The organism is Bradyrhizobium sp. 142 (assembly GCF_023074015.1).
Classification (GTDB): domain Bacteria; phylum Pseudomonadota; class Alphaproteobacteria; order Rhizobiales; family Xanthobacteraceae; genus Bradyrhizobium.
The window spans coordinates 1-14460 of sequence record NZ_JADPKQ010000420.1 but is presented as its reverse complement, the minus strand read 5'-3'; the positions used below and the strand labels follow the sequence as shown (position 1 = coordinate 14460).

At 57.2% G+C, this 14460-nt stretch carries 13 protein-coding genes; 8 read left to right on the top strand and 5 right to left on the bottom strand.

The annotated features are described in order from the left end of the window. Positions 1–36 precede the first annotated feature (36 nt). Positions 37–1497, top strand: coding sequence for an exopolysaccharide biosynthesis polyprenyl glycosylphosphotransferase (locus tag IVA82_RS38925; protein WP_346658778.1), 1461 nt, complete (start codon positions 37–39; stop codon positions 1495–1497). A gap of 63 nt (positions 1498–1560) precedes the next feature. On the opposite strand, the gene IVA82_RS38920 is transcribed toward IVA82_RS38925, so the two are convergent. Further along, the gene (locus IVA82_RS38920) at positions 1561–1929 is read right to left on the bottom strand and encodes an H-NS histone family protein (RefSeq protein WP_247387704.1); all 369 of its coding nucleotides are present in this window, start codon (positions 1927–1929) and stop codon (positions 1561–1563) included. Between the two features lie 710 nt (positions 1930–2639). Between IVA82_RS38920 and IVA82_RS38915 the strand changes: the two genes are divergently transcribed. Then, positions 2640–3026, top strand: coding sequence for an H-NS histone family protein (locus tag IVA82_RS38915; protein WP_247387703.1), 387 nt, complete (start codon positions 2640–2642; stop codon positions 3024–3026). A gap of 170 nt (positions 3027–3196) precedes the next feature. Here IVA82_RS38915 and IVA82_RS38910 read toward each other — a convergent pair whose 3' ends face one another. The 3 genes from IVA82_RS38910 to IVA82_RS38900 all read right to left on the bottom strand — a co-directional run bounded on the left by IVA82_RS38910 (position 3197) and on the right by IVA82_RS38900 (position 5828). Continuing rightward, complete coding sequence (locus tag IVA82_RS38910; RefSeq protein ID WP_247387702.1) at positions 3197–4270, bottom strand: nucleotidyltransferase family protein; 1074 nt, start codon at positions 4268–4270, stop codon at positions 3197–3199. Next, a complete protein-coding gene (locus IVA82_RS38905) occupies positions 4257–5378 on the bottom strand; it encodes a serine/threonine protein kinase (RefSeq protein WP_247387701.1) in 1122 nt (373 codons plus the stop codon). Before IVA82_RS38905 ends, IVA82_RS38910 begins: the two co-directional genes overlap by 14 nt. A 204-nt stretch (positions 5379–5582) precedes the next feature. Next, entirely contained in the window at positions 5583–5828 is a 246-nt protein-coding gene (locus IVA82_RS38900; RefSeq protein ID WP_247387699.1) for a hypothetical protein, read from the bottom strand. Between the two features lie 715 nt (positions 5829–6543). Here IVA82_RS38900 and IVA82_RS38895 point away from each other — a divergent pair. Next, positions 6544–6759, top strand: coding sequence for a hypothetical protein (locus IVA82_RS38895; RefSeq protein ID WP_247387698.1), 216 nt, complete (start codon positions 6544–6546; stop codon positions 6757–6759). Between the two features lie 1664 nt (positions 6760–8423). On the opposite strand, the gene IVA82_RS38890 is transcribed toward IVA82_RS38895, so the two are convergent. Continuing rightward, entirely contained in the window at positions 8424–8831 is a 408-nt protein-coding gene (locus tag IVA82_RS38890; protein WP_247387697.1) for a hypothetical protein, read from the bottom strand. A gap of 472 nt (positions 8832–9303) precedes the next feature. Between IVA82_RS38890 and IVA82_RS38885 the strand changes: the two genes are divergently transcribed. The 5 genes from IVA82_RS38885 to IVA82_RS38865 all read left to right on the top strand — a co-directional run bounded on the left by IVA82_RS38885 (position 9304) and on the right by IVA82_RS38865 (position 13824). Then, positions 9304–10815 carry a hypothetical protein gene (locus tag IVA82_RS38885; protein WP_247387695.1) on the top strand — a complete coding sequence of 504 codons (1512 nt, stop codon included), beginning with the start codon at positions 9304–9306 and terminating at the stop codon, positions 10813–10815. Positions 10816–10939: 124 nt separating this feature from the next. Further along, positions 10940–11959, top strand: coding sequence for a TAXI family TRAP transporter solute-binding subunit (locus IVA82_RS38880; protein WP_247387693.1), 1020 nt, complete (start codon positions 10940–10942; stop codon positions 11957–11959). Beyond that, the gene (locus IVA82_RS38875; RefSeq protein WP_247387692.1) at positions 11956–12516 is read left to right on the top strand and encodes a hypothetical protein; all 561 of its coding nucleotides are present in this window, start codon (positions 11956–11958) and stop codon (positions 12514–12516) included. Before IVA82_RS38880 ends, IVA82_RS38875 begins: the two co-directional genes overlap by 4 nt. A gap of 34 nt (positions 12517–12550) precedes the next feature. Further along, positions 12551–13147: a DsrE family protein gene (locus IVA82_RS38870; RefSeq protein WP_247387691.1), complete on the top strand. Its 597-nt coding sequence runs from the start codon at positions 12551–12553 to the stop codon at positions 13145–13147. Positions 13148–13518: 371 nt separating this feature from the next. Then, positions 13519–13824 carry a hypothetical protein gene (locus IVA82_RS38865; protein ID WP_247387689.1) on the top strand — a complete coding sequence of 102 codons (306 nt, stop codon included), beginning with the start codon at positions 13519–13521 and terminating at the stop codon, positions 13822–13824. Positions 13825–14460 lie beyond the last annotated feature (636 nt).

The window sequence follows — 14460 nt, the reverse complement described above, 5'->3', positions numbered from 1 at the left end:
AAATATTAACTCGCGGGTGTCCCGGCAATGAATTTCGTGAACCGACATTTCCCCGATCGGGAGGTTACGGATCGTGTCAGTCCCGGGCCGATAGTATCCCGCCAGCACAAATGGCCTCTTCGTTACGACTCGATCGAATACGTGGCGCTCTGTGCGGATATTGCGACTATTGTTTTTGCGAGCGTCGTTTCGACGTGGCTGTGCCAAGCTCAGAATGGGTGGGCTGCAGGCGACTTAAGCAACGCACTTGGCTTGGCGCTAGTCAGCGCAGCATGTCTCGTTTGCCTCTTGAAGACCCACGGCCTTTATCGGCCAGCTGAGCTTCTCGTCCTCCGAAGTCAGATGCGCGCCGTCTGGATGGCCTGGACGTCATCGTTGCTGTTAGTTTGGGCCGTATACGGCTTTGCCATCCGCCCGGATCCTTTCCAGCAAGCAGTCCCGCTCTTCGCTGTCCTGGGCCTAGGCTTGCTTATGGCCGAGCGGTGGGGAGTCAGGGCGCTTCTCGGAAGGGGCCTGAGCGGCAGAAAATTCGCCAGCACAAATATTGTTCTGGTCAGCGACCAGCCGCCATCGAAAAACGCCGGACTGTCTGAGACGCTGGCGATGCATGGTTATTGTGTCCGGGGCCGGTTCAGCTTGCCTCTAGTCGGCTTCGGTCCTGCCTGTCGAAGGCGGCTCACTGCTCGCGTGATTGACTACGTTCGCAGTTCCGAGCTCGACCAGGTGGTGGTGGAAGCGAACCCGGAGCGATGGCCCGAACTTCGGGCCTTCGTTGCCGACTTGCGGGTCTTGCCGTTACCGGTCGTGTTCGTGCCGGTCGGTACGACATCCGAACTGCTTCGACATCCTACGCGAAGTCTTGGAAGTGCCGTTTGTGTTGAACTCCAGCGTGGTCCTCTTACGCCGCTGGACTGTGCGACCAAGCGAATGATTGATCTTGTCGGCGCGGCGCTCGCCTTGACGATATTTGCCCCGTTGCTTGTGCTGGCCGCGCTTGCGATCAAGCTGGATTCTCCCGGCCCCATATTCTTTCGGCAACAGCGCTGTGGCTTTAATGGCCGGATCTTCCTGATCCGCAAATTCCGGACGATGCATGTGCTCGAGGACGGGCCTGCGATCCTTCAGGCCCATCGCATCGACCGTCGCGTCACCCGCGTCGGCAAATGGCTGCGTCGGACAAGCTTCGATGAACTGCCACAGCTGTTAAATGTTCTCGACGGCAGCATGTCGCTGGTGGGTCCGCGTCCTCATGCCTTGGCTCACGACGGAGAATTTGACAAGCTCGTACGGAACTACGCCCTTCGCCGCAGGGTCAGGCCAGGATTGACCGGATGGGCCCAAGTCCATGGTTGCCGCGGTCCGACCCCCACAGCTGTCACAGTCGAAACACGCGTACAATACGATCTCTGGTACATCGACAACTGGAGCCTTCGGCTTGATCTCGTAATCCTGCTGCGAACTCCCATCGAAGTGCTGCGGGGACGCAACGCCTATTAGGCGCACTACAGCGCTGCGCCGACCATTTGACCTCAACCATCCCGTCGATCAGTGCAGACTAGGTCACGCGCGCTGACGAAGCTTCGGACTTGCATCCCCTATGCGAAACTCCTCAATCCTCCGGCCAGACTTCACGGCAGCAACCAACCACCGCGGACGCTTGCCACGCCCCGACCAAGTCTCTGACGTCTGTGGGTTCCGGTATTTCGGCAGCACCCGCGGATATTTGCGTCTCGCTTTGGCGGTCGCAGACACGCCTGGCCCGCTTGAGTCCGCCAAAGCAGCCATCCCGCCCCCGAGAACCGCCAGGCGCTTCTCCAGTTCGTGCTTTTCTGCCTTAATCCGATCCGATAAGATCCCACTAATTTCCTCATGAAGCGACCAGAGATCGTCAAGGGACATTGATTCTAATTCGAGTTTCTTCGCTGACATGCTCGCATCCTGTAGTTGCGCCAAGCTTAGTATTGCCCCGGATTGACATTAATCAAGACGGTGATTGCGATTTACCCAAGAAAATGTATGGAACCGAACTTAAATTCGCCTTCCAGATAACTGCGTCGCGACAGTCAATCAAGCCAAAAAAAATGGGCTATCCGCTAATTTAATTGCCGGACAGTGTAAATTCACACGGGCAAGCCATGGAACCATTCAAGCGATACCCGACGTGACGGGACGGGACCACATAAAGCGGCCGCACGGGCAATCTGCAACGCAGTACTATTGATGAATAGGTTGGCGCGCAGGCTGTCCTTCGTTCTCGTTGTTGCGCGCCTTCGCATATGCGTTCCCCCCGGGCGCGAATAAAACTCAATATCCCCCAGCATCCCAGCGCTGGTCGCCTGAGCTCGATTTTGCCTTCAGACCGTGCAGCCGCGAGAAGGATGGTCCGATTGCATCTTGAAGACCCCCAACCAGGAACTCGATTGAGATCTCCTCTTTCTTTGCTCTGCAGCAAGTCATTGATCTGCCTATCCCCATTTAATAAAATAACTCTCGCAATAATTATTAAATAATATATTATTTATTTGTTTGTCACGCCAATTTGAAGCACTGACTTTGCCCATCGTTGATTCGCTACTCGGGAACAATGCTCAAAGCTGAGGATGACAGATGGATCAGACGTTAGTGGAACGGTGACGAGAATGCTGCGTCGGCAAGATCTCGAAGCCATGGACTTTGAGGAACTTTGGCTCCTTCACGAAGAGCTGACAAAGATACTTGCCGAAAAGATCACAATCGAGAAGCGGGAACTCGAGAAACGTCTTGCGCAACTCAACCCGCCGGATCAATTCGGTCAAGCTGAAAGCGGCGCGGCCAAGGCGGGAACGGGCCAGCCGCCGCGCCGCAAATACCCGAAGGTCGTGCCGAAATATTTCAATCCACTCCACCCGACAGAGACTTGGTCGGGACGTGGTAAACAGCCGCGCTGGCTAGTTGCCGCGCTCCAATCGGGGCACACGCTCGAAGAGTTCAGGATTCGCGAGAACGGCGAATCGTCCGATCGGAATGCTGGTGGTCAAGGGCATTAGCTCTGCGCAACTGCAGAAATGTCGATTGCCTGAGAATGTTTGGTCTTACGTTCCGAAAAGAACTCTGCCGACCTTAAGCACATTGCGGAACGCAGCTGATTGAAAAGCCGTTCCGTCAACAAATCTGCCGCCCAATCCCCGGGAAGGCGCTCCTGCGATGGTTGCTGGCTTTAGACCTTTCCCGCACGAACCGCCATGGTCTCCCTCAACAGAAACTGCAAGGTCGCCGCTCGTGGCACAGACCACAATCCACGCCGGCGCGCGCTAGAGGAGCCAATGGTCCCTTCCCTGCGGTAATTTCTGAGGTCCAGAATCGTCATCGCGAGGAAGGGCACACGAGTAGCCGGATAGCGTGCTTGCATTGCTTGTCGCATGAACTGCAGACGCGGAATCACTCGGGAGCGCAGCGAGCGCGGGATCTCGACCCCAAGTAGCTCGGCGAGAGCGAATAACTGGGTTTCGACCGCGTTCTTCATCAGTCCGCCCGAGACGAAAGAAGTAAGCTCGTTCCAATCGATGCCCCCGAGGGAACTGTTCAGATCCCGCAAGTCAAGAAGATGTCGCAGATCGAGGTTGCCGAGCCAATAACCAAAGTCTTGAAACTGATCGTGGATGATCAACATAAGCGCTCGATGGGTGGGCGTGGGGACATACGCGCTCCCCCGCCCCAGCTGCACAGGGATGCAATGGTTCAGAGCACGTCCCGGGCCACTGTAGAAGTACGCCGGGTCTGGAGCGACCCCCTGCAGGTCGATGTTTCCGACATCCCGGGACCGATTCAGCTCGACATACCATCTGTGGATTTCGGGAGGGGACCGCCTATGAATCTGATACCCCATGTCGCGCAGAGCGGTGACTGCTCTTTCAGCTTCGTCCGGCATAACCATGATATCCAGATCACACATCAGCCGAACTCCTCGCCGCTCGACAGGCGAGGTGGCTAGCGTTGCCGCACCCTTGAGCAACACCGGCGTAATTCCCCGGCCGTTCATCGCAATGACGGCCTCTTCCAATTGACCGGCCAACCGCTCGTTGCGCAGCACGTTTCGGCGATAGATCTGGCGGATATACGTGCAGACGTCCTCCGGCAACACCGATGCAAATTGATCGACGAAATCAATGAGCGCAGGCGTCGTTAACGTCTGGTTTGCGAGCCCGATTACGGAGGTCCACTCCACTTCGACGGGCGGCAAGCCCCGCAAGCAATTGCAAAGGCTCGTCAGTGCCGCACTATGTCTTGCCATTGCACAAATCCATCAGCAGCCGCCGAGCCTTCGCCGATTCGGAATAGGTAAGTTGAAACGATCGCGCGCCCGCGACAATCCGCTTCAGAGCGAAAAAGCCGGCCTGCGACAGCTTTCCGTCCGCGGCAAATGCGCCCTCAACGAGCCGCCTGATCGAATCAAGCTGATCCAGCGAGGTCAGTTGGACTGGGCCGCTTGCAACCCGGTTCAGAAAGATGATCCAGCTGGCGGAAAGGCATCCATTGTGCGCATCCGCAATCGGCAAATACCGCACCTCGGCGCCATCGGACCGGCTGTGCGTCACGCCGTTCCAATCGCCATACAGTCGCGACAGCAACTCCCACGATCCCTCCTTGAGGGTGAGAGCAAATGGGATGCCGCAGATCGTTCCGTCGGCCCCAATCAGCGCAACATCATCGCCGGCATACTGAAATCCAGCGTTCACCAGTTCTAGCGCAAGAGTCGACTTGCCGGCTCCCGGTTGGCCGCACAGCAGCAAGCCCATGCCGCACTTCGCAAGAGAAGCGGCGTGGAGCGCGAAAGCCCACTGATTGCTTCGGATAAGTCGCTCGGTGATGTGAGCTTTGATTGTAGGTGCCAAAGCTGCGGCTTCACATCTATGGATGCTCGCGTCATTCCCGCGGAAGAATACCTGATCGTCCAGCACCATTGTCTCGATCGCAATATCCTCCTCCCCGCCGCCGTCGTCCGGAACACAAAATAGCGAAATCAACTGTTGCAAGAGGTCCCAATTTGCAGCCCGGATACTGATCCTGCGCTGACCAAGAACCGTTGAGAAGGCGCAATTGGCCGACATTCGCCAGTCGAGCTCAAGCAACCCTCGATCGATCCAGATGTTCATCGCCTGCCACGTGAACTCGCGCGCTGCGCGCTCGCCAATGCCTAGCTGGCCGAGCTCCTGATGGACGTCTTCCAAAGAGGCGCCCTGCGCCAACTTGCACCAGATGAATGCCCCCACCTGGTCCAGCTCATAGATCTTCTGCCTTGTCTCGCTGAAAAGCACTGATCGACCGTCCAGCAGCGCGAAGACTGCACCCGCGGCGGGTCTCAACACCATCTCTGCCGATGTTTTTTCCAGCATGGCCATGCCCAATATCAATGTTATCTGTCTCGCCACTGTGTCGACGCGGTGGCGACAACATCCTGCGATGTACTATCCGGCGCGTTCAAACGAGCTGCAGTTGCCAAGGAAATTGAGCTTCATCGCCGTACTGCAGCGATGCAAGTCCACATCCGGCGCGGGTGCACATCACCTGACTGCGCTTCGCTTCGAAATGACCATTCGGCCCAGTTACGCCGCCAGCTGACCACCCTCGCTCACCCCAGATGGAGAAATATTCAACACTTGTTCTCCGAGAAAACTCGCCCCCGCGGTCAACCGGTGAGAGTCCAGCAAATAGCGGTAAACCTCGCGATCAGCACTCCGCTCTCTTAGAACGCGCTCCCTCTCGCTGATGCTCGCTAGTTTCTCGCGCATTTGGGCCAACTGCTGCGCAGCCGAGGTGGAGTTGTGCTTCTTCTGGACTGATTCTCGCATCGTCTCCTCCGACCGAAAAAAATTAACGAAAACAGCTTACGTCATTGACAGTAATTAACAACGAGATTTATATCTGCTCTATATAATCAAAATTTATTTCATGTTTGAACCGAATGCAATCATTCAAATACAAAGAAGTGCGCCCCTGCGTCGAAACGACAGCGAACGGGGAACGGCGTCGTAGAACCCGCCGCGACGGTCTTGGCCTCTTCAGTGGTACTACCACCTGCGTGCAGGACAGCACAAAAATAAAATTTGCCTAGAGTCGCAAACCAGACCGACAGCGCAGGACTTAATTTGCAGATTAAATTCCAACTAAGAATATTTCGTTGACGAGAGTGGAGTGAAGCCGGTGATCGAATTAGCCAATTTGCCCATCACGGGCGGCATGATCGTCTTCGTCGCGAGCGGCACAGCACGCACAAAACCCCCACCCGCTCAGATTGTGCCCGTTTTCAGTGCCGTCCCAGAAGCTTTCGAGGGCGGCCGCATAATCAACACCCCGCGCTGCCTAGCCAAAGACCGGCGGCATCCAAGGAATCGCTCAAGCAGCGATCCGGCCGGTTGGAAACGCCGTCACGAGCAAGCCGCCCTTGCTCGAACAAGCGCTCCCAGTGTGCGATGCCCCCCAAGTAACCCACACTGAGATGATGACGCACTCCAGCCGGCCGGTTCTCTTCTATTAAACAACGAATAATTTCCTAGGGAGGCTCACGTGGGTATGATCATGGTCAAATGTCCGCAAACTGGTCGCGTGATTCCTACTGGTATTAGGTCCGACCGTGAGACTTTCCTGCGGACCGTTGTGTTTTATGGCAATACTCATTGCCCGGTCTGTCGCGCCAACCACAACTGGTTCGCTCGCGAGGCCTGGGTCGAGGAGCCGGTCGTAAGGCCCAGGGAGATATTCGGTGATGCGCCGCTGTGCTGATGCGTAGCGGGCCTCGGTACAAGCGCGGAGTCGAACTGATTGGCTTTACACTAATTCGGGCGGACCGCTTCATTTGGCACCACGCCGGCGGAGCTAATCTGAAGCGGCATTGCCGCCGCACCGGCTCAGAACTGGGCTTCGTAGGGACTAGATGCGCTCAATCATGTCGCAGCACTCATCCAGATTCTTCTTTTGAGGCAGGTATTTCTGTCACGGCTTGCCGGAAGGATGCTCCGGAGGGATGCGAAATATTCTGGCCTATCGTCGTAAAGCGAACTGACGGCCCCATGAACCGTGCGTCAAGCGTCGCACCGGCAGGTCGTCACAAACTCAAGCTTCCGGTTGCTGATCCCGCAAAGACCTGTTTGGGGGTGTTGTAGTGAGTAGTGGGGGTTGCAGCCGCCTGGCTGTTCTGCATCAAACGACGATGGAACTGGTGAGCCTGCTTGCTCAATTGCAGACGCTTCGTGAGCAAGTGCGAAGGGCGGAAGGCCGAAGTCTTGGAGAAAGAGGGAGATTAGGGTCGGCGTCGCGGATGCGAAGGCCCCGATATGGCACGAGTTGCCGCACACGGGTCCAATGATAGCGGCGTTGAAGTCCCCGATCACTCTTTGACACAGCTCCAAGCCGCTCGATTGCTTCCCAATCGGGCGCCCGCGCTCAGCAGAGGTTCGAGGCAGGCCGATGCGAGTGAAGCCCCGTGATTGGAAAAGGCTGCATTTGGATCCACCATTGCATCTGTTTCCGGCTCTGACCGAGATCACCCACGAGCGGCATGCTGCTGAGTCCCCGCACCTGAGTTGGGATTTAAGCCCTGACTATTTTATTACCTGTCTATTTAGTTTTATGAAGCAGCGCTTCATCTGAAGGGCGATTCGAAAGCAAAGCGAAAGTCCTTCGCTACAAATCGCATCGGTAATGCGCCATGGAAGGCGAATTTAGTTCTTCGATATAATTATAATTAATCCGACGCAAAACGGAAAATAAGGTGGGGAAAAACTAATGGGAGGAGTGGATGGAGATCGTACGCCGCTTGCGCGCGATGGCGTCGCTGTGCCGACAGACTTCTGCGCATCATCCGGATCGAAGCTGGAAGCTTCTCGCCGAAGCTGAGTTCTGGGAGCACTTGGCTAATGACGTCCTTCGCAAGCATTTCGAACAATGCACGGCTGGCTCCTCGCTCCCACCAATCGGAGATGATCCGAATACCGCGGAATCGAGCGCGCGCATCACCGCGTGAATGCTCTCGCCTATCTCTATACGCCCCGCTCGGCCGTCTGCCGGGCGTCAGCCCTCTTCAAGGCGTCTTATAGAGAACCAAGCCCTGCCGGCGTCTTCCGGCTGAAACACACTAACGCAGAATGACAGGTCGTTCCCCGATCGTTGCTGCTCGTCACACGCGCCTTAGCATCAGCAATTTCAAACGGCAGTCCGTCCCTGGACAGGAAGGTTGTTGTACTGGTCAACCGACAGTGCCAAAGGGTTCAAGTACTGGGGCCTTTCGGCATGGCCCGGCCGCGTTCCGGCCGAGAATTGAACAGACGGTCCCGTCGTTGCCAGTCCCAACCAGACAGCACGCTCATTTCGAATGAGCGGCCCGGCGCCATGGAGACCTGAGCAGGTCGATGCCGGAGCGCGCTCGCTGCCCGGCTCGGCTGCTCAAACTACGGAGTTCCGTTTTTCAGGTCGGGAATCCGCTTGTGCGAAACCGTCGTTCGCCGCTGGATCTGCGCTTCGGCGTCCAGCACTTTTTCCCCAGCTCGTGCGGCGCGCGGCCGGCTCACCCGGTCCGAAAGGCTGGAGCCCCTCCCAAATGCTCCACCGATATTTCCGCCGGCTTCCGCTGCCGGTCTTTTTCGGTTGGATGACGGTCCAACGATCATCTGCTCCTCGTTGCTCGTGCCAGTGCCAATAGCTCCGATCGGCAGTCCATTTTGAGCGTGGCCAACGCCGGCATTTCTTCTGGCCTGCGCCGCCGCCCGCGACTTTGACGTGGCGGGTTGAACGTTCGGATTGTTCTTTCGGATGTTGCTGTTCAGGTTTGTACCAGTGCCGGTGTCTTGCGTCCCCATTCCTGGAGGCGCCGACGGACCAGGGTTGGCGCTGCTTGCATTCGTGCCCATGCCCGACGGCGCTGACCCGCCAGTGTTGGCGCTGCTCGTACCCGTCCCACTTCCCGCTCCCGCGGAGCCCGCTATTGCACCGCCTCCTTGGACCAGGACCAGCATAGATACGCTCGTGATAATCGCAGCGATGAGCGATGGGATTCGTTGGAGCATTGGACCATCTCCTTCTCAAGGGAAAGTGGCCAGTCGCATCGGTCGACGGCTAGATTAATAATATAAATCATTGAATAACATGATAATAGAGTTTAATTTTGTTTCTCGATAATCGCGATTAGAAAAACGGAGTGGCGCACTAATGTCGTGGGTTGGGCCACAAGCGCCGATGCAGGTAGGGTCGGGCTTTGGATCGCCCGTTCGCCGCGGAGACGTATGGTTTGCTCCGGATTGCGTTCGTAGCTGTGCGCGCACGTGCGCAACAATGTCGGTGTGGGTTGCACCGACTATCCTGACGGTAATGTCGGTGTTGACGATACCCGTTCTCGCGCAGCAGCCAAACCGGCCGGCGATCGACACCCATGCCGTTACGACGCACTTGCGCGGCGCGACTGGCTCGGGGGAGCGGCGCCCGGCGCAGCTGAAACAATCCGCCGACACGAAAATCCTCAAGCTCGCACAAGCCACAATCAGCAATACCGAGCGGTCGCGGCAAGCGCTCGCCCCGGAACAGGAGAGGATACAGGCCCTTGCTGTTGACCTTCGAACATGCCGACGGGAGCAGGATACCGTGCTGGGGCTGTTGCAGCATGCACGCGAGCAATGGACCAGCATTGCGGAGGCCGCCGAGAATGAAACCGAGAAGCTGCAGAAATCTCTCCGGGAGGAGCGCTCGCACACGCAGCGTCTGGAACGGGAACTTGCCACGGCGCGCAACGATCTCGAATTGCAGGCGCGGCTAAGCCGCGAAATCGGCACCGACGGTCGCGATCTCAAACACCCGGCACAGAGTGATCCGAGAGAACTGCAACAAGCTGCCGAGCGGGAGCGAGATCGGGCAAACAGGCTGGAGCGAGATCTGACAGCCGCCCACCATGACCTGGAGACCCAGTCGGCAGAGCTAACCAGACAAGCCGCAGCGATCAGTGCGAAAGAGGCAGCGGAGAAAGCATTGGCCGACGTACAGGCGAGCCTCAGACAGGAGCACGATCGTGCCAAACAGCTGGAGGAGACGCTCGCGACGACGCGAATCGAGCTCGACAACCGATCACGGCAGATCGCGAAGGCAACCGAAGAAACGGCGCAGACCAAGCGAACGGCGGAGAATGCCTCGGCCAAACTGAAGCTCGCATTAAAGGAAGAGCACGAAAAAGCCGATGCGCTGGCGCAAGAGCTCTCGTTGGCGCGTTCCAAACTCTTCGCGTATGAAGCGCAAGCCGCAGCAAACGATGATCGAGCCGAACAGTTGAAAAAGCAGCTCGGGCGAGAACGCCATCAATCTAGCGGAGATGAGCAAGAACTTGCCGCAGCACGCCCGAATGTCGGACCGTGGCTACCCGCGGCGGTGTCGGGTGAAGGTGGAGCCGGCAATTCGCCGACAAGGGAACTGCTCCGGACACTGCTGCTGCGTTCGCCGCAGCCGCCGCCCGAGCAATCCCCGCGAGAGCTCGTGGTCATACCAGCTGAGCCGAAGGCGCAATCTCCGGTTCTCGGGAACGAACACGCAGCCGAGCTCGTGCGGTTGATCGCTCGCGCAACCGGATTGCTTCGGCAAGGCGACATTGGCGCGGCACGAGTTGTCCTAGAGCGTGCTGTCGAATTAGGGAGTGCGCCGGCAAGTTTCGCACTCGCCGAAACGTATGATCCGAGAGTGCTTACCAAATGGGGCGCTAACGGAACGCGCAGCGACGCGTCCAAGGCGCGAGAGCTTTACGCCAGAGCAGCAGCCGGAGGATTCAAGGAGGCGGAGGAGCGGTTCGACGCACTTGGTCATTAGCAGCATCGGTGCAGACAAATAGTCGTGCGCTGTCTCGACTTGTCAGATCGAACATAAACTTACGTATTGAAGTGAAGAGCGCAACGGACAAAACAGAATGGACGTTCCCAGGGGAGCTGGATCGATGAAGCAGCTGGTTGGAATACGCCCTTGGCTTCTCCTCACGGTGATAGCCCCTTCGCTTCTGATCATGGGCTCTTGCCTAGCAACGGCCCAGCAGACTCAGCGGGCTCGTGCGGAGCATGCAAGGCCGGAAATTGCGGCCATGAACGATTGGACTGTTGGAATTGCCGGAGGTCTGCTGGAAGGAGCTCCCATTCGGCTTGCCGCGGAAATGGCGCGAGTGGCCGATGATGGAAAGGACCTCCATGTGCTGCCCATCGTGACCCGCGGCGCAACCGAAAACGTCAATTCGCTGCTGTATTTGCGTGGCATTGATGCAGCAATCATCAATTCCGACGCACTTGACGAGTACAAGAGCCAAGTGCCGGACATCCAGCGACGGATCACCTATGTGCTCAACCTGTTTCCGTCTGAACTGCACATATTCGTCAGGCCAGAAATTCAGAGCTTGACTGATCTGGTCGGAAAGAAGGTCAATTTCAACACCCAAGGTACCGCCGCAGCTTATTCGGGCCCGCTGATTTTCAGCCGGCTGGGGATCGAGGTCGACAAGACGTTCATCCCCCATCAGGTTGCGATGGAACAAATGCGCAGGGGTGAGCTGGCCGCCGTCGTTTTCATAACATCAAAGCCGGTGGATGCATTCGTGCGTGGTCGTTGGGATGCCGGCTTCAAGTTCTTGCCGGTCCCCTACGAGCGCAAGTTCGAAGATTACTATCTGCCATCTTTGCTGGACGCAGCTGATTACCCGAACCTGATCAGGCAGGGGGAACGCGTGACAACTATTGCCGTTCCAACCGTGCTGGTCGCTTTCAATTGGCCGATCAAATCCAATCGCTTTCACCGTGTGGCGCGCTTTGTTGACCGCCTGTTCTCGCGGATCGACAAGCTGCAGGAGCCCGGTTTCGATCCGAAATGGAAGTCGATCAACTTGGCGGCGACGGTCCCTGGCCTGACGCGCTTCCCCGCGGCGCAGGCCTGGCTCGATCGTCTGCCGCGTTCGAGCCAGGCGGCGCAATGACGGTCACCCTGATCGCTCTCGTCGTGACGCTCGCGATCGCAAACGACCTCGCTCGGGCCCAAGGCGCCGAAGACCCTATGGCGCCGGTTCGCGTCTCTGATCGGCCCGCGCATGGAGCCGGGGCGTGGATCGTTAGCGAAACCACATCGCCAGTTGACTATTCATCGATCATCAAGGCTACGCTACCATCTCAAGGTGGCAGTTCCGACGCAGCAATGAGCCTGTCGATACGCTGTCGCGGCGGCCTGACTGAAGTGTTGCTTGAGGGAGCCGGCTTGTCGGGCCGCGGCGAGGACTATGCCCTTTCCCTGCGCATCAATGATGATCCACCTTTTCAGGTCTCGACAATCACGTCGGCGCGCGGTGTCGCGCTTGAAAGCGATGTCGTTCGCCTGTTGCAATCAATCCCCGACCATAGCGAACTTTCTGTGCATGTGTCACGCCGGACGGGGACCGGCGCCGGTGCAGTGTTCGCTCTCGATGGTATCGAGAGCGTGCGTGCAAAATTGGCGGCAACATGCAAATGGCCACGCGCCATCGCGAAGCCCAACAATTGATCATGAACCTCAGCTTGCTCGGAGAAACATCATAATGAGTAAATTTCCGCAGATTATCATAGCCATGATCGCGACAATCATCTCGCTCCTGGTCGGGCTGTCTAGTTCCGTGGCACAGGAGGCTCGCCTACTCCCGGCACAGACAAGCTCGCCTGCTGCCGCAACACATAGCACGGCAAGGACGCACGCGAATTCATCGGCGAGGGGCGCGACGCAAAAACAATCTGAGCTGGCGCGCGTCGCGCCACCGTCTGCTGCCAAGAAAGAGCACCGCTTAATCCTTCAGGTCAACACAAGCGACTCTGCGTCAATGAATCTTGCATTGAACAATGCGCTCAACGTCACGCAATACTACAAGGAGGTTGGTGAAGCGGTGAAAGTTGAGGTGATTACCTTCGGCCCCGGCCTGCATATGCTCCGCGATGATACGTCGCCGGTGAAAGCGCGAATCGAGGAAATGGCTCTGAGCACGCCGGAAGTATCATTCAAAGCCTGTGGAAACACGCAAGAGAAAATGCAAAAGGCCGAAAACAAGGACATTCCCATTGTTCCCCAAGCCCAGGTGGTGAGGTCGGGCGTCGTTAGGGTGATGCAGCTGCAGGAGCAGGGATGGACCTACGTCAAGCCATGAAATGGCAACCGGACAATGCCTATTGAGCGGCAAGGCGCCGGCCTGCGGTCGCGATGCCCCAATTATCCGCGTGGGTCGCCGCATCCGATGCAATCGAACGGGCCTCGATCGGGGACCGGTTCTATCGCGCGCTATTCACCGGGCAGCACAAGACCGACCGCTAAGGTTCATTATCCCGTAGCGGTATACGGTATCGGAGGCAATTCGGACACAGGACGGCGCGAACTGTGACTCACGGTGCTTCAATTTACGTCAGTTCTGATGACCTCTTTTTCGAAGGCAAGCGATTAAATTCCACTGGATTTTGTTTCGCCAAAACGCCAGATTTCTTAACTCAAAGCGCGAGTCGATTTTATTTTGGGGGAGGTTAAATGCCAAAACCTGCCGTTTCCCGTGATGCCTTTCGTGGGTTGATCGCTTTTTATGCAGCGAAGGCCCATCACGACCACAAGCACGATGGCGAATATTGTGTGTTGAAGCTGTTTGGATCCGCTCAAGACATTCCTGATCGGCTGCTACAGCAGTGCTCGGACGAGGCTGAGCTACTCGGCTCGGAAACCATCGCCAGCACACTGGAGCCGCGCACCCGCGAGATCGCGAATGGTTGTGCACGCTATGACCACGCCAGCGACTTTCTCCACGTGCTGTTGAGAGACCTAGAGCTAAAAGAACACTGAAGGACTCTCGCTGCGTCAGGCTCCGCGAGGTCTTGCAGACCTAAATGATATTGCCTTTTGCCTCCGCGCTCTAAATACACCAGACTGCTATTCCAATGCCGGTTAGCCGGCCAATTTTGTCGACATAGTGCTCGCATGCCAAGGTCGATTTACCAGCCACTGCATGAAAGGCTGCGAACGGAGAACGGTCAAAGTCTCCGCCTGACCTTTTCAGAAATTGAATCGATCTTGGGGAAGCCTCTGCCGAAATCAGCTTACACCTTCACTGCGTGGTGGAGCACACTGAAGAGAGCAGGTCCTCAAGCGAGAGCGTGGATGTCCGCTGGTTATCGTGTCCGGGTCTCAATGAAGCACCGCATCGTCGAATTCTATCGTTCTGACGTGGACACCAATGATCGTCATGGAAAGCCTTGGCTGCATTGAAGCCTCCCATGATGGCGGGCCGATGTTCGGGGCAGATAGCGAGAACAAACCGGCGCAGAATCTGGAGGGTTCTGTGAGGTCGCGGGGCAGGCTTAAGCCGCGCGCGCTGTCGTATGTAGCGCGACAATCTGGATGGGAAGCCAGCGACAATCAGGATGGCCATTTTGGCGGTCGCGGCGGGAGGATGATTGTCGCGGCCCGACGATAACGCAA

What these genes read in the sequence shown, in the direction of transcription:
- IVA82_RS38905 (WP_247387701.1), bottom strand. Translation starts at nt 5,378, where the DNA reads ATGGCCATGCTGGAAAAAACATCGGCAGAGATGGTGTTGAGACCCGCC.
- IVA82_RS38910 (WP_247387702.1), bottom strand. Translation starts at nt 4,270, where the DNA reads ATGGCAAGACATAGTGCGGCACTGACGAGCCTTTGCAATTGCTTGCGG.
- IVA82_RS38870 (WP_247387691.1), top strand. Translation starts at nt 12,551, where the DNA reads ATGAGTAAATTTCCGCAGATTATCATAGCCATGATCGCGACAATCATC.
- IVA82_RS38890 (WP_247387697.1), bottom strand. Translation starts at nt 8,831, where the DNA reads ATGGGGACGCAAGACACCGGCACTGGTACAAACCTGAACAGCAACATC.
- IVA82_RS38875 (WP_247387692.1), top strand. Translation starts at nt 11,956, where the DNA reads ATGACGGTCACCCTGATCGCTCTCGTCGTGACGCTCGCGATCGCAAAC.
- IVA82_RS38880 (WP_247387693.1), top strand. Translation starts at nt 10,940, where the DNA reads ATGAAGCAGCTGGTTGGAATACGCCCTTGGCTTCTCCTCACGGTGATA.
- IVA82_RS38900 (WP_247387699.1), bottom strand. Translation starts at nt 5,828, where the DNA reads ATGCGAGAATCAGTCCAGAAGAAGCACAACTCCACCTCGGCTGCGCAG.
- IVA82_RS38920 (WP_247387704.1), bottom strand. Translation starts at nt 1,929, where the DNA reads ATGTCAGCGAAGAAACTCGAATTAGAATCAATGTCCCTTGACGATCTC.
- IVA82_RS38915 (WP_247387703.1), top strand. Translation starts at nt 2,640, where the DNA reads ATGCTGCGTCGGCAAGATCTCGAAGCCATGGACTTTGAGGAACTTTGG.
- IVA82_RS38885 (WP_247387695.1), top strand. Translation starts at nt 9,304, where the DNA reads ATGTCGGTGTGGGTTGCACCGACTATCCTGACGGTAATGTCGGTGTTG.
- IVA82_RS38865 (WP_247387689.1), top strand. Translation starts at nt 13,519, where the DNA reads ATGCCAAAACCTGCCGTTTCCCGTGATGCCTTTCGTGGGTTGATCGCT.